This window comes from Legionella cincinnatiensis (assembly GCF_900452415.1).
Lineage (GTDB): Bacteria > Pseudomonadota > Gammaproteobacteria > Legionellales > Legionellaceae > Legionella > Legionella cincinnatiensis.
In genome coordinates this window covers 867,355-883,569 of sequence record NZ_UGNX01000001.1, presented here as the reverse complement: position 1 = coordinate 883,569, position 16,215 = coordinate 867,355, and the positions used below count along the sequence as shown (strand labels likewise).

The window sequence follows — 16,215 nt, the reverse complement described above, 5'->3', positions numbered from 1 at the left end:
CATCCGAGAAATAGATCTGGATCATAAACGGGTTATGCTTCGCTGCAGCAGACTACCTTTTCTCATCTTATAAATCAGCAATCGTACACTTATCATTTTCCATCAGCTTCGCAATAATCTGATTAAATTCAGCGGCAATAAGATCTTTAGCCTGTGTGGTTAATGGACCATTAATGGAAAATAGATATTCACCTTTTTGATTTTTTGAAAATAAAATCCACAGAACATGACTATTTGTAGGGCGATCCTCGCTGCTAAAGTGATTCGCATACTGATACTTTAAAGGCGACACATCCAAATCAGGATTGGATTTACCAAAAAAAGAAGGAGTGATATTAATCAATACTCTTAACCGCTCTGGCTTTTGCAAAGGAATATTGGTCTTAAATAGCTTGTTCAGTTTCAATTTAATTGCTGTCGAGTAATCAATCACTTCCGCCCAACTTAAATACTTAAGATAAAAATCAATAAGTTTCGAGTCGAGCTTGCTTTTTTTAAATTGTTTGGTTAACCAAAACTTATTCCATTTGTAGCGCAAATAATGAGTCATAGCCAATCCGGCTCCTTGAAACTCATTATTTTTAATTACATGGGAGCACTTTTGATAAGGAGCTGCTTTCAATTGTTGTTCATCAATCGCTTTAATGAAATCGATAAAACGATACTCCTCCTTTAAAGCGCTATTTATTTTTTTATATTCTGAGAACAAACCAACAATTGAATTATATTGACTCCCTTCCCTCCCACTATGAATTTGGATAAAGGGTACATTCTTTTGACGACTCAACTTATAAAATGCAATATGGCAAACCGCAATTAATCCTGTGCTTACATTCATATTTTTTGTTTTATGCCACTCAATAAATTGCTCTGCACGATGAGAATCAATTGGATAATGGAATAAATATTTTTTCTGAATGGCAGTAGACATGAAATACTGAGGGCCCAAGTACAGCATTTTAAATGCTTTATTATAATCTCGCCAAAAATCAATTTTCTCTTTTAAATTTTTTTCATAAAGAGAATTATTTTTTTTGACATAGTTAAGAAAAGAATCTCTTTCTGGCTCTATGCTTAACCCCTCTCCTTGAGCCAGCATGTCATAACATCTTTTGAATTGACTCAATACCAGATCACATGAAGGACCATCGACGATAATATGGGGTATTACTATATGTAATTCATGTAAGTCACTATTTATCTTATAGAGATAGACCCGAATTAAAGGTTGCTCACATAAAGAAATAGCACTTAGCATATTCTTTTGAAATTCCTGACTCAGCTCTTTAGGTTCATTCTCTAAAGAGACGTCTTTATAAATTAATTTAAACTGCCCTTGCCTTTTCAACACTTGAATAGGCTCTTCTTTATTAAAGCTCAACCAAAATGTACTATTTCTCTTAACTACAAGATCAAATGCTTGAGCAACATATTCCTTGTTGAGTTTCCCTTGGAGCTGTAATTGAGTACCTACATTATAAGGATATTCTCGTTTATTAAGCACCCAAAATACGTATTGAAAATCACATAAAGGAACTGCTTCTTGCATTGAGTTTTCAATAAGTTGCTGCTCTGTTTTGTAATTAAAATTAAAAAAATCTTGTAATTCATCAACGATGCTTTTTGCAATTTTGCGTATACTTGGTTTATTAATGAAATACTCTATAGATAAATTAAGCGTAGAACATTGCAATTTATCATGGATTCGATTTCTAATTTCGATGGCCATTAATGAATCTAATCCTAATGAAAATAGCCCATCATCAATTTTGATTTGCTCAATAGTATCCAAACCTAAAACATCTGCAACAATTTCACGCAACGCTTGACCTAATAATGCCATAGATTCTTCTTGAGTATGCTGACGCAAAGCATTTAAAAAATGTTGATCCACTGGATTATTCTTAACTAGGCCAGACAACCACGATTGTTTCGGTACAAATTTAAAATAAATTTCCCAATTAATAGGGCATACAGCAATTTGCGCCAACTGACTTTTTAATAAAACATCAAGAATATCGATACTGGATTTATCCAGTGAAGTAAATCCACGCTGTTGTATTGCTTGAGATAAATTAGCGGTCATACCTATAGCGTCAAAAGGCCCCCAATTTATAGCTATGGCGGGTAATCCTTGTTGTTGCCTTAAATGAGCTAATCCATCCAAAAATCCATTGGCGGCAACATAATTTGCTTGTCCTCGTGCTCCTAATACCGAAGCTGATGAAGAAAATAACACAAACAAATCCAAAGGAATCTCTTGGGTTAATTGATGCAGAATCAAAGCGCTATCCATTTTCGCGCTTAATACAGGTTGCATCTCTTCATCACTCAAATTGATTAAGAGACCATCTTGCACTATACCTGCAAGATGAAATACACCTTGTAATGGGTATGAACCTTGTTCAATCTCAGCAATAATTTTTTCCATTTGCTGATAATTACTGGCATCTGCTTGATGATGCTGAATAAATATATTTTTCTTTCGTGATCGGTTAATCAATTCCTTAATCGAGTTAGAACATTCAGATCTGCTTGTAATAATAATATGTTGAGCCCCTCGTTGCATGAGGTATTCAATTAACAATCGTGCCAACCCCCCAGTCCCACCTGTGATCAAATAACTTGCATCACTTTTAAATGACATTTCTTCTTGGGTAAGGTTAGTAGGCAACTGCATTTTCTTAAGTCTTGGAATATAAATGGAATCTCGCACTGCAAATTGATTTTCCGAATTATTTGGGGAGAATAAAATACTTAAAACAGGTGACAAAGTACTCTTGATATCTAAATCAACACTATAATTTTTATTGAGCTCAAGTTCATTGCTAAAGGTTTTCCAAAAAGAACTCGCCATTGTATGATAAGGATTAACTTTGTCCTTCTCATGAATTGCGTAAGCATTTTCTGTCACCAAAATAAAGCTATTGGGTCGTAACTTAAATAATTTCTGACAACAATGAAATAAGGCATTGAATTGGCCTTGATGATATAAAAATACAATGTTCTTATTCTCAATGTTTTTTATCTCATTGAGATTGTCTATGAGTTGATAATTCAGATCGCCAAGTACCTTTTGAGCATGTACAGGATCAGAAGCAATTACCAAAAGCTCAGGAATTTCTGTTGGAATCGATAAATTAAACTTAAATGCATTCCATCGCGTATAATAAAGATGTTGGAGATTAGGTTCATACGAAATGAAATGGGCACGAGTCACTTTTCGTAATTTAAGCTTTTCTATTTCACCAATCAATAACCCTGAGTTATCATAAAATTTTATATCAAAACAAAGTTCATGCTCATTATCAGAGGCTCGTTGCGTGAGATGCACCCAGGCATTTCGAGTAGCTTCTTGAAAAGTAATCATGCGCGCAAATGCATAAGGTACATAAGTTGAATGCTCAACATGATTCATAATAAATAACCAAATACTTTGCATAGCCCCATCAAGCAAAAGAGGATGATAATAATAATTTTGTCCATCACCGCTTTTTGGTAATACTATTTTTGAAAGTATGTTTTCATTATCTATATAACTCTCTTGTAATACCTGAAACGTGTCATCGTAAAAAAAAGAATGCGCTTTAAAATGCTCATAAATTTGTAAGGATTTAATATGATGAGCAAAAGATGATTTTATGGTATTAAGATCAACAGATTGAGGTATTGATGGCGCTACCAAACCGATTTCCATTTCTGAAAATAATTGCCAATTGTCCTCTTGTTTGGCAAAGATGTTTATTTTGAATTGATTCTCATTTTGAGGTTTAACTTGCACCTGAAATTCTTGTTCGGTTTTAGGATATAAAGGACGTTCAATATGAAACTTTTCAATACAAAAAGCATTGCGTTTTAAAACCAAGCGAGCAGCTGCTAAACCTGATTCAATATATACCGTTGCTGGTAATACAATTTTATCAAAGATGTAATTTTTTTGGATATAAGAAAAATGGTCTAAATCCAGCTTATTGCAAAATAAATATTCATTCCCAGGGAGAGAAAACATTTGTCCTAAAAGAGGATGAACTACATCTGAAGGAACATTTTGAGACGATTTTTTTTCAACCCAAAACTCAACAAGATCAAATGGATAATAAGGTAAATTGACTTTAGCATAATCATTGCCAACAGCTTTATAATAGGAAACCCAGTCGACTTGTTTGCCTTGTAAATAAAGATTGAATACTGATTTGAGTGCTGGATCATTAAAATGAAGTGCTTCATTGAACTGATCAGCTTCTAATAATTGACTCGCCTCTTTAGCGGTTTGAGCCACTAAAGCTACTCGATAAGTATGATGTTCTCTACAGGTAGCTGCAGTAAAACAGATATCACCAAAATCATCCGTCGTTGTTGCCAAATACTGTTGATAGTTTTCAGTCAAATTATTTAGTGAAGTTTGGGACTTAGCTGAGAAAACAAGTAGATGAGGCTTACGGACTTGTAACGGATCACCTCTGCGGACGTCCTGCGATTTATCCGCGGTACTGTCTATGGATTTGTGATACGTAGCATGTGAGAAAGTCCCAGCAGCATTAAGATCATCAGACGTTAAGGAAGAAGCAGAAAACTCTTGTAAAATAACATGTGCATTAGTACCGCTAAAACCAAATGCATTCACTCCCACATATTTTAGTTTAGCAGGAGGAGTATCCCAATCCATTTTTTGCAACGCAAGACGCGTTTCACCCAAGTGTATATGAGGATTTAATTTTTTAAAATTTAAAAGTGGATAAATTTTTTTCTTTTGCAAACTGATGACTGCTTTAATAATACTTGCTACACCAGCAGCACTTTCAAGATGACCAATATTGGTTTTGACTGCGCCAAGATATAATGGATTATCTTGCCCTCGCCCTTTTCCATAAACTTTATTGATTGCATGAACTTCAATAGGATCGCCCAAGGGAGTACCTGTTCCATGGGCCTCAACATAACTGATATCACTGCTTGATAAGTCAGTTTGACTTAACGCCTTCATCATCACTTCTTCTTGGCTTAAACCATTAGGAACAGTTAATCCTGCAGACCTCCCATCATTATTAACCGCTGATGCTTTAATGACGGCTAAAATGGTATCTTTGTCACGCAATGCATCAGACAGTCTTTTTAAGAAAAGCACTCCACAACCTTCTGCTCGAGCATAACCGTCTGCTTGTTCATCAAAAGTTTTACACTCTCCATCGGGAGATAATGCTTTTGCTTTACATAGAGTAACATTGGACTCTGGCATTAATAAAACGTTGACACCTCCTGCTAAGGCATAATCGACTTCCCTATTTTTTAAACTTTGGCAAGCATAATGAATTGCAACCATCGATGATGAACATGCCGTATCTACACTAATTGATGGCCCTTTAAAGTCAAAGGCGTAGGCAACTCGTCCTGGAATAAGATTGGAAACATTACCTGTAATAGAATAAACGCTTAATTCTTCATTAGAAAAACCTGACTTTTCAAGTTGCGCATAATATTCATTAGGACCTACCCCAGCAAACACGCCAGTTAAACTACCCTGTAAAAACTCAGGAGTATAATTTGCATGTTCTAAGGCATTATACGAACACGCTAAAAATATCCGTTGTTGTGGCTCCATAAACTTCGCTTCACGAGGACTAATTCCGAAAAAATTGGCATCAAAACCTTTGATATTTTCAATTAATCCCAACTTCTTGACATATGATTTTCCAGGAGCATCCATATTGGGATCATAATATTTCTTATTATCCCAACGCTCAATGGGAATCTCTCTCATACCACTTCGCCCTTCTTCGAGCAATGTTTCAAAAGCGGCAATATCCGGTGCATTAGGAAAATTACAACTCATACCAATAATAGCAATTGAATCATCTAATTTTTCTACTATAGGTTTAGGAGCTTGCTTTTTAATTAAATGGGTATCCAGTTCCGATTCTATATAGTGAGCAAGTTTGTTAATCGATGGATAATCAAAACCAATAGTGGCAGTAACTTTAAGTGTTGGCGCGAGCTTTTCCTTGAGCTTAGTGGCCAGCTCTGTAATCATCAGTGAGTCAAAGCCAAGTTCGAAAAATCCTTCATTTTCATCCAAATCTTCAGCATCTGATAACTCAAGAATTTCTTTACAAATGCTAGTTACCATCTCATTACAAGCTTGTAATCGATTTTCTGCACTCACTTCAAGATAATCATTAAGCCATGCTGATAAATTTTGATCCGCTATATGACCTACACCAATAAGATTACTCGCCAAATCGTGATGAAAAGCAGGCAATGGTTTAGGGACAAAATCCAGCATAAACTTGAGATAGTCTGGTGAAATAATGGCCGCATGGCTTAACTGCTCATTGATCAAGATTTTGATAAAAGTGTAGCCTTGTTCATTACTAATTAAGGACTGCTTTAGACCTTGATCTTGTGAGCGTTTCTTTGCCATACCCACTTCGCCCCAAGGCCCCCAATCAATCGCAGTACCCACCAACCCTAGACGTCGTCGTTCAGCAATTAACGCATCCAAAAAACTATTTGTGCCACTATATACGGACTCTTTATTGCTTCCAAATACCGATGAAATCGAAGAATAAACAACAAAGAAATCTAAATCAATGTTTTGACTCAGTTCATGTAAATACCATCCTCCCAATACCTTGGCAGAAAACAAATAATCAATATCATTATCGGTATGTTCAATTAATGACGCTTTAACGGCGGCACCAGCAGCATGAATAATTCCCTTGAGTAAACCATCACTATTCAAGTCTAAAAGCAACGCTTGCAGTTTCTCTTTATCGGTGACATCCAAACTGATCGCCCGAATTGTTCTCCCGGTGTAATTGAATTTTAATTTTTTTATTGCTTCTTCTATTGCAGGTTTATTGACATTTCTTGAAGTAAGAATAATTTCTCTTGCTCCGGAGGAAAGTAACGCTTGTGCAGTTACCAAGCCTAAACCACCACAACCACCCGTTATAAGATAACGGCCGTCACCATAAAGCGAGCGCCGTCGATCTACTAATTTGGTTTTTTTCAAACGGGCAATGAATCGCTTCTTATCTCTATAGGCAACAATATGTTCGTAATATGGCTCATCATTATAATTTATTTCATTAATAACTTGTGCAATATAATGTTCATCATCCGTTTTTTCCGAGTCAATAAGTATTGTATGGAATTGAGGCAGTTCTAATACCAAAGTTCGGCAAAATCCAATCAGAGAACTATTGCCCAAATTAAGCTTGCCTGCAGCAAGTTCAGTGATTGCATTTGTAGTGAGCACAATGAGTTGTAATTTGACGGCTTTATCATGGAGTTCTTTGATCCAAGCTAATAATTTTTTTAGGGTATTTTTTTGAAAAGCAATATTGGATTCAATATCGCTGTCTTCAGGAAAATCCAAACCCATGGCACATATAATCCCATTGAGTTTTTCTAATGGAAAATTATCCTCTTCGGAAACCACAGATAACCCCTGGGCTCCAAACCTGGAAGCAAGATGTTTCGCCCCCAGAAGCAGCCAATGATTGCCTTGGGTTTTACGCTGATTTTTAGTACAAGGTTGATGCTGCCATTGTAATTGAAAGCACCAATCTTTAGGCATAGGTACATCTTTTAACTTATCTTTTGTTTCGAACCAATGTTCTTCACGATCAAATTCATATAAAGGCAACTTAACTTTTATAAAAAAATTATCACCAAAAAGCGCTTCCTCTTTCTCTTTATCGTGCGTGTTTTCAGACTCTAATCCTGCTGCAAGACCATTATAATAATTAAGCCAATCAATCTTGACTCCATCTTGATAGGCAGTCTGTAACTGCTCCAATGTCATTGATTGGTGCAAAAATAAAGGAGTGCTTTTTTCTTTTTTGAGTTGATAAATCTTATATTCATTTTTTTCAAGAAAAGACGCAGCTTCTTTTGCGGTTCTTGCTTTAATCGCTACTCGAAATAAAAAATGATTGCGGCATGTAGCTGCGGTATAGCAAATATCAGGAAACTCTTTATCGGTATTTGCTAAGAATTTTTGATAGCTTGCTAAAAGTAACTCAAGAGCGGTTTTGCTTTTTGCTGAAATCAACAACAAGGACTCTTGCGGTAAAACACGAGGTTCCATTTTTTGTAACGGTACTTCTTGGAGGACAACATGCGCATTGGCGCCACTAAATCCAAATGAACTTACCCCCGCGCACCGTAAACCTTTCTCTTTAGGCCAAACTATAGTACTTAATGGAATAACTGTATTTTTTAACTCAATTTGTGGGTTTAATTTTTTAAAATTGAGGTGTTTAAATAATTGGTGTGTATGTATACTTAAAACTGTTTTAATCACTCCTGCCACACCCGAAGCGCTTTCTGAATGGCCTATATTCGTTTTAACTGAACTAATGTAAAGCGGATTCTCTTGACTGTGAGCCTCACTAAAAATTTTAGAGAGTGCATTCACTTCAATCGGATCAGCCAGTGGTGTGCCTGTCCCATGCGCTTCAATATAATCAATATCAGCTGGGGAAAGACTTGCTTTAGCAAGTGCGCTGCGTATTACTTCCTCTTGCGCAATCCCATTAGGAACCGTAAACCCACCGCTTTTGCCGTCACTATTAATTGAAGTCCCTTTAATTACAGCAAGAATCGTATCCTTATCTTTGAGTGCAGTACTTAAACGTTTTAAAACAAGGACACCACATCCTTCACTACGCGCATAACCGTCAGCATCTTCACTAAATGTTTTGCAGCGGCTTTCAGGAGATAACATTCTTGCTTTTGAAAGAGTAATGTTCGAATCAGGAGCAAGTAAAATATTGACGCCCCCCGCTAACGCCATATCACAACCACCAGATTGTAAACTCACACACGCATCATGAATTGCAGTCATAGACGAAGAGCATGCCGTATCAATTGCCTGTATTGGACCATGAAAATCAAAAGAATAAGCCACTCGTCCGGGAATAGCATTCAACACATTTCCTGTAGCAAAATAAATATTGAGATCCTCCAATCCCACGCCTAAACCTGCTAACAGTCGTGGATACTCGTTCGTGCCAACACCAACAAAAACACCGGTTTTACTGTCTTTTATTGTAGCCAGAGGAAGATTTGCATTCTCTAAAGCATGGTAGCTTGTTTCTAAAAACACACGTAACTGTGGTGACATCAGCTTGGCTTCTCGCGGACTAATATTAAAAAATTCAGCATCGAAATTTCTGATGTGTTCGATAAGTCCAAGTTGTTTGATATAAAGTCGTCCTAAAGCATTAACATCAGGATCATAAAACTTTTCATTATCCCAACGATCTAAAGGTATATCGACCATACCGCTTTCCCCGTGTTCTAACAGAGATAAAAACTCATCGATATTTGATGCCTTGGGAAAACGACAACTCATTCCTATAATAGCAATAGGTTCATTATCCAGTATATTGACTGTGGGTTGGCGAACAACTGGAGCTGGCAATAAGACCTGTTGTAAATGTCTTGCAAGTTTATCCATAGTTAAAAAAGCTGGAGTTGACATTTTATAGGCAAACGTTTCATAAATACTTTGATCAAGTTCTACGAGTAATTCTTGAGTCAGTCCTAGAGATCCAAAGTCTTCATATTCATTAACACTTTCTCTTTTTAGAAGAGATTGTATTTTGGTGGCCACTTGACTCTTGATGCTTTCAACTTGTTGTTCCCTGGATTGTTGCTGCAATGCATCGGGTAAATGTCTTACCCTTGGCTCATGCCAATACGATTTTCTATCAAAATGATACAGAGGTAACTCTACCTTATGGTATGGAAGAGCATTGGAGGTTATTTTAATATTAAATCCGGCCAGATAAGTTTCATAAATATTTTGGGCATCAGGAATTATTTCTCTAACTTCTTTTTTGAGAGTTACTTTATGCAGCTCATAATCTTGAGACTCAATTTTTTTGATTAACGTATTTTTGTCACTAGCAATAATAGCGCAGCGATATTTGAAGTGATCACGACAATGAATCAGCGTATAACAAATATCCCCTAAGCAAGCTGATGTATTTTTAAGATAAGAGACATAACCTGCTATCATATGCCTTAGTGAATATTCACTATTTGCGGAAATAACAAAACATTTTGGTTGGTCATCATCTGAGCTTTCTGGACTTACTGTATTATTTGGCTCCTCAATAATTGCGCTCACATTAGTACCGCTAAAACCAAAGTTAGATACTTGTACACGCCGTTTTTTATTTTTAAGCTTTTTAAATTCAATTGATTGAGTGGGAAATAAGGCAGGTATCCTCTGTGGATCAATTGCTTGATTTGGCTTTGAATAATGTAGGTTTGGAGGAATTTTTTCATGCTGTAAAGCACCTATCACTTTAATCAGTGAAGCAATCCCTGATGAGGCGATACCATGACCTATGTTACTTTTTAATGCCCCGATAATCAGAGGTTTCTCTTTAGAATGAAAACCTTGATGCACATGCTGAATCGCATTAAATTCGATTGAATCGCCAACAATAGTACCTGTCCCATGAGCTTCTAAGTAATCGATATCGCCTGCTGTCAAATGAGCTTGGGCTAATGCTTCTTCATGCAGTGCAATCTGAGCCTTAATATTGGGTGCCATTAATACTGTACCATCATCACCATCTTGATTCATAACCACACTTTTTAGTACCGCCAAAATGGTATTATTATCTTTAAGGGCATCGTTTAAGCGTTTCACAATCACTACGCCACAGCCTTCACTACGTACAAAACCATCTGCTTTTATATCAAAACTACTGCATTGATCATGGGCTGATAACATGCTGGCTTTACTTAAACCAATAAAGTTTTCAGGACAAAGGTTCAAGTGAACCCCTCCAACAATTGCCAGCGAACATTGTCCCATTCTTAATGAATTTGCAGCAAGGCAAAGCGCGGACAAAGACGAGGAACAGGCTGTATCCACAGCCAAACTTGGGCCTTTTAAATTGAGAAAATGAGAGAGTCTTCCTGCTGCAGCACTACTTGCTGCTCCAATTTGGGTGTATGCATTAAATTCAATATGATCTTTATAATTCAGTTGACTGTAATCTTGCGCTGAAGTGCCATAAAATACACCAGTATTTGAATTACTAAGCGAGTCAAGTGTAATATTCGCGTGATTCAAAGCGCGAATGGCCACCTCTAAAAAAAGTCGATGCTGTGGATCCATTTGTTTCGCTTCAACAGTAGCGATTTTAAAAAAAGAAGCATCAAACAATTGAGGATTATTAAGGAAACCTCCCTTACGACCAATTATTTTATCGGCTTTGTCACGATCAGGATCATAATATTCATCAACATTCCAACGGTTTTTAGGCACTTCTTTAATAGGTGATTGCCCTTGGAGCAACATTGTATAAAATGAATCAATGTCTTCTACATCTGAATCCATCCCAGGAAATTGACAATTCATGCCAATAATTGCAAGAGGTTCATTAAGAATATCATTTATATTATTTTCCTGTTTTTTTTTCACCACTTAAAATGCTCCCATACCACCAGATGTAGTATTAAAAAATAAAAAATAACAATAATAGGAATTTATAACAAGACACTCCATTCTTTCGCGAGAGAAGCAGAGCTTATATAAGAGTAAATGAATACCGCAAAAGCACTTGCAGCGATCAGACAAAAGATGCGGTTATGCTAGAGGTCTATTGCTGAACATTAGTTTCTTTTATATGCTTATTCAACAGATCCCCACTAAAATTTATTTTATATGAAAACACTAATGTCATGGTTCAAAAGTTCATTCTTAAAATCTTCTGCAAAAGAACATCATGACACTCATACTTATTTAATAGCACAAAAAGATAGCGCAGAACAAAAAAATCCAGAAAATAAAATCAATTTTTACGAAAATTATTTTTCCCTTATCGCTTCTGGTGCGCGGCTAAAACTCGTAGAAGCAATGTTTAATTTGAACCTATTCGCCTTATTTGAAAAAAATGAATTTGTTTTAGAGCAAGAAATCATCGAAAATTTAGGATTAATGCCAATCAGAGCCAAAAAATGGCTCCATCTGCTTAGTTGTGAATATTTTTTAATAAAAAATGAAATAAATGGTGAACCTGCTTATAAATTAACCGATGAGTTTTACCAGTTAATGCAAAGTAATCGATGGTGGAACATGCAGTTCTTTTTTAATAGCTGGAATGTCGCTGCAGAAGAAAATCTTACTGACGTATTACGTTATGGTAAAGTCAAAACAAGTGTTTCCTGGCCTCCTAAAAAAGATACAGAAGTGGTATGGCTAGAGGATTGGATGATGAAAACAGCAGAGCAACCGATTCGGTGTATTTTGGATGGCATCAACTTTAAAAAAGTATCCGCTCTTTTGGATGTAGGGGGAGGAGATGGTACTATGGCTTGTGCTTTTGTTACCGAACACCCTCATTTAAAAGCTGCAGTATATAATTTACCCAAGCCAGCTGTAATGGCAAGAAAAACAATTGCTGATAAAAACTTAAGCAATCAAGTAAGTGTTATTGAGGGCGATTTTATTAAAGAAGATACCTTTCCAGACGGGTTTGATCTTATTTTATTTACCCGAGTACTCTTTGACTGGAATGAACAAGTTGATAGAAAGCTATTAACTATGGCTTATCAAGCATTACCTAAAAATGGCCTTGTAAGCATTTGTGAGTTTTATAAAGAAGAAAATAATGATCGTTGTCTTTCTGCAGAATATCGTTATATTTTTCACGATGATTTCACCCCTCATGTGATGAAAACAGCTGAAAATTACCGGCGCATGTTGACTGAAATTGGCTTCACAATTATTCAAGAAAATAGAGATGAAAAACCTGCTTTCTCTTATTGCTCATTAATTTTGGCCCAAAAATAATGGCAAATAGCAAAGATTAAGATCTTACCAATTTTAAAGCAAATCTTTAAATTCTTCTCTATAAAAAATATGTTATTATAATAAATATCACGGGATTACATTGATTGAATGGATATCCCTAAATTTTAACTACTACTATTCCTTTAATATCAATGAGTTATTTCTCTTTTTAAACCGTTAAATTCAAAAATTGTCCTGTACAAAGATGGCAAATATCTGTTGCAAATGCCTTAATATTGTCTTAATGAATTGTTGTTATCATGGGTAAAATTTTGATAATTTTGAGAGAACATTTAAATGTTAAATGAGCAAAATGTATCAGCTCTAATTGAGTTAGATAAGGCAGAAAAATCAAAAGCAGATAAGAAACAAGTTTCATGGTCAGATGGAAAAGATGATGGAAAAATCGATGATCGATTCCTTAATGTTAGAACAGCTGCTTCACCATCAAAAAAACTTATAGATAAGAAAATCAAGCAATTAATTGATGAAGGTTACACAGAAATTGAAGCTGCATCTCTGGTAGGAAAACCGGTAACCCCAAGTGGTAAAATACTTTTAAATCATCCAACTTTTTATACATCTCCAGAAAGCATTAAGCAACAAAAAGAAGAAGCCAATCGGTATAGTTTTTTTTCTATGAAAAATATTGGATTAGGGGTCTTAGCATTGGGAGCTGCTGCAACATTAGGAATAGTTTTATCAAAAAATAAATAGAGGCTGTTGACAATCGGTATTTTAACCGCCTACGTCCCGCGACTTGTTCCTGAGAGAGCCTCACACAATTTAAACTAAAAAATGTTTTTGATCCATTATACACTTGGATCATTCGGGCTGAGGAAGCGCAAAGCGCTGTCTCGAAGCCTCAGAAGGAACCTTCGAGACGGGGCTTTTTGCCCCTCCTCAGGCTGAGCGGTTCTAAATAGCAACGGGGTACTCCTTTTTTAAATTGTGTGAGGCTCTCTCAGGAACAAGTCGCGGGACGTAGAATGATGAATTGTCAACAGCCCCTAGTAAAAAATTAGGTGTGCATTGATAATGAACTCCATCGCCTACATGCATCAGCTTCTCTGAGGCATCCAGTGAATGATCAAATTAAAATCCACATTTTAACACCACCCAATGTATTAATTAATCCCCACCAGGAGATAGCCTCAGATTGGTGTAATTTGAAAATTGAAAACTCTTTTAAATCACTTTATTATAATTTGCGTCGCTGCTAGTGAATTATATCCATCATCTAACATTAATTCTACGTCATAGACTCCCGGTACAAGTGGCCAACTTGCATGAGCTTTGTGCCAATTAGTCCAATTTCCTTGTACGTTTTTGTTCGAATATTGAATAATGCCATTAATTTCTCCCTGAGTATAAAGACGAATATTTTCATTCATTGTTTTATTTCTATTTTTAGGAGAAATACTTATATAATCATAGAAATACCCTGGTGCATTTTCCCAGAAAATCTTAATAGGCTCACCCGATTTTAGTACTTTTTTAGAGACCATAACCCGAGGTTTCTTATTGCGATATTCGCCTATTACAGGAAATAATTTCAGATGGTGTATCGGAAAATAAGATGCTCTAACTTTAAAGTGCGAAACGATTGCTCGATGATCTGATGGCCAAGGCGAAAGAGAAAAGCTCACATCTTTGCCATCTTTTTCACCAATAAGTTGACTATCAAGCACTTGAGCAGGACCTGAAGAAAAAATAAAATCAATGCGATCAGGTAAGTCTTTATTAGAAGGATTATAATTATCCATTGAGTTTTTTACTGCTGCTCGTTTTGCTGGCCAGGTAAAACTTGGAAATTGGTAAGCATTGGGAATAATTTGTCTGTATGAATCCACAAAACCCTTATTCGCTGCATATTGAGTAACAGGCCAATTCATTACATAACGGTGATTGCGTTGTTTTTGTAAGGTAACATGGGACCAATCCAAATGAGAAGGTGAATTGAAGTCACCTGTTAAAAATACAGGCACTCCTTCTTTTGCGAGAGCTGCTAATTGATCAAGAACGGGTTTTATTTCTGGGAAACGTACTTTCAGTTCGTTTTTACGCACAATACTTGCATCAAAACCTTGGTTAATGAGATCAGGACCATACGGCTCATCGGGTAAATGCACGTTTGCAACAGCAACAAACTGTTTAGGTTTTATTTCAATTAAGACAAATCTTTGTCGTGGCGCTGTTTTATATAATGGAAATCGTGAGATAACATGTTGGTATGGATCATAGTAATGCCAATTTAATGCTTTTGCTAAACGTTTAGTATTCCCCCACGCCTCTTGAATACCTACTACATCTGCTTTAGATTGTTTAATTGCTTTAACCACCTGATTAAAATCAATTTGTGCTCCACCATTTTCAATATTAAAGCTCATGATAACAAACGGCTTTTCATTGAATGTTGCATGAGCAGTAGCGATAATGAAGAAGAGAATAAAAAATAAAAAGATACTTGATTGGAGTTGAAACAGCTGTCTTAAGCAATTCATTTTGCTGCCCTTATTGAACATGAGATCGAAATAATGATTTTATAAGATCCCTTATATTCCTGGAACCGTTCGGTCTAGAAAGAAATTTAGGATATAATACGAGGTTATATCTTGCTTTTCGAAGAGAGAATAACATGATAGCTCATCGTATGGATCTACGTTCTTATCATACTGAGAGTCATAGCCATACCCATGATTTTGCGCAGTTAGTATTACCAGTAGCTGGCTCTATGGAGTTAGAAGCAGGAAATTATTCGGGTGTAATAAACAATAATATTGGCGTATACATTGCACCCAATGAGCAACACTGCTTTGCAGGAAGCTCCAAAAATCTTTTTTTAGTAGTTGATATTGGAACTAAAAATCAGCCAAATGGATACCACTCTCACGAATTTAACCTCACAAAAAATATTAAGAAACTGGTGCAATTTACCCATCATTACTTAACGGTCCAGGAAGAAGATATTTTTGCCAATTCATTGATCAATCAATTGCTTATTCATTTTGCAACAAACTCTTTTTCCGCTGAAATGGATCAAACGGTAATCAAAGCAAAAAACTGGATTGATCGTTATTTTGCAGATGTTGTAGATATAAACAAAGTAGCGAAGTATTGCCATTTGAGTGTGAGTCAATTACAACGTCGATTCAAACACGTTATGGGTTATAGTCTTGCAGAATATTGGCGTTCTCAAAAATTACATCATGCGAAGCGATTGCTGTCTTTAAAGGATACTTCAATTGAAGCAATCGCTTTTGCAGTAGGCTATGAGAATTTATCTGCATTTAGTCGTCGATTTACTCAGACATTTGGTGAGTCTCCTTCGCAATGGAGAACAAAAGCGTTAAACAGCACAAAAAATGCAGGAAACAGATAACTTTTTCTGC

The 16,215-nt window shown here is 36.0% G+C and carries 5 protein-coding genes; 3 read left to right on the top strand and 2 right to left on the bottom strand.

Annotated features, from left to right (window positions below; translation table 11 throughout):
* Window positions 1–67: 67 nt before the first annotated feature.
* Window positions 68–11,455, bottom strand: a complete 11,388-nt coding sequence (locus tag DYH34_RS03950) for an SDR family NAD(P)-dependent oxidoreductase (RefSeq protein WP_058465921.1) — start codon at window positions 11,453–11,455, stop codon at window positions 68–70.
* A 240-nt stretch (window positions 11,456–11,695) separates the two neighbouring features.
* On the opposite strand from DYH34_RS03950, the gene DYH34_RS03945 reads away from it, so the two are divergent.
* Both DYH34_RS03945 and DYH34_RS03940 read left to right on the top strand, forming a co-directional pair.
* Window positions 11,696–12,823, top strand: a complete 1,128-nt coding sequence (locus DYH34_RS03945; RefSeq protein WP_420795589.1) for a methyltransferase — start codon at window positions 11,696–11,698, stop codon at window positions 12,821–12,823.
* A 297-nt stretch (window positions 12,824–13,120) separates the two neighbouring features.
* Window positions 13,121–13,540: a hypothetical protein gene (locus DYH34_RS03940; protein ID WP_058465920.1), complete on the top strand. Its 420-nt coding sequence runs from the start codon at window positions 13,121–13,123 to the stop codon at window positions 13,538–13,540.
* 476 nt (window positions 13,541–14,016) lie between these two features.
* Here the strand turns inward: DYH34_RS03940 and DYH34_RS03935 are convergent, their stop codons facing one another.
* The gene (locus DYH34_RS03935; protein WP_058465919.1) at window positions 14,017–15,327 is read right to left on the bottom strand and encodes an endonuclease/exonuclease/phosphatase family protein; all 1,311 of its coding nucleotides are present in this window, start codon (window positions 15,325–15,327) and stop codon (window positions 14,017–14,019) included.
* Window positions 15,328–15,461: 134 nt separating this feature from the next.
* Between DYH34_RS03935 and DYH34_RS03930 the strand changes: the two genes are divergently transcribed.
* Window positions 15,462–16,205 (top strand): helix-turn-helix transcriptional regulator, encoded by a 744-nt coding sequence (locus DYH34_RS03930; protein WP_058465918.1) that lies wholly within the window; start codon window positions 15,462–15,464, stop codon window positions 16,203–16,205.
* Window positions 16,206–16,215: the final 10 nt, after the last annotated feature.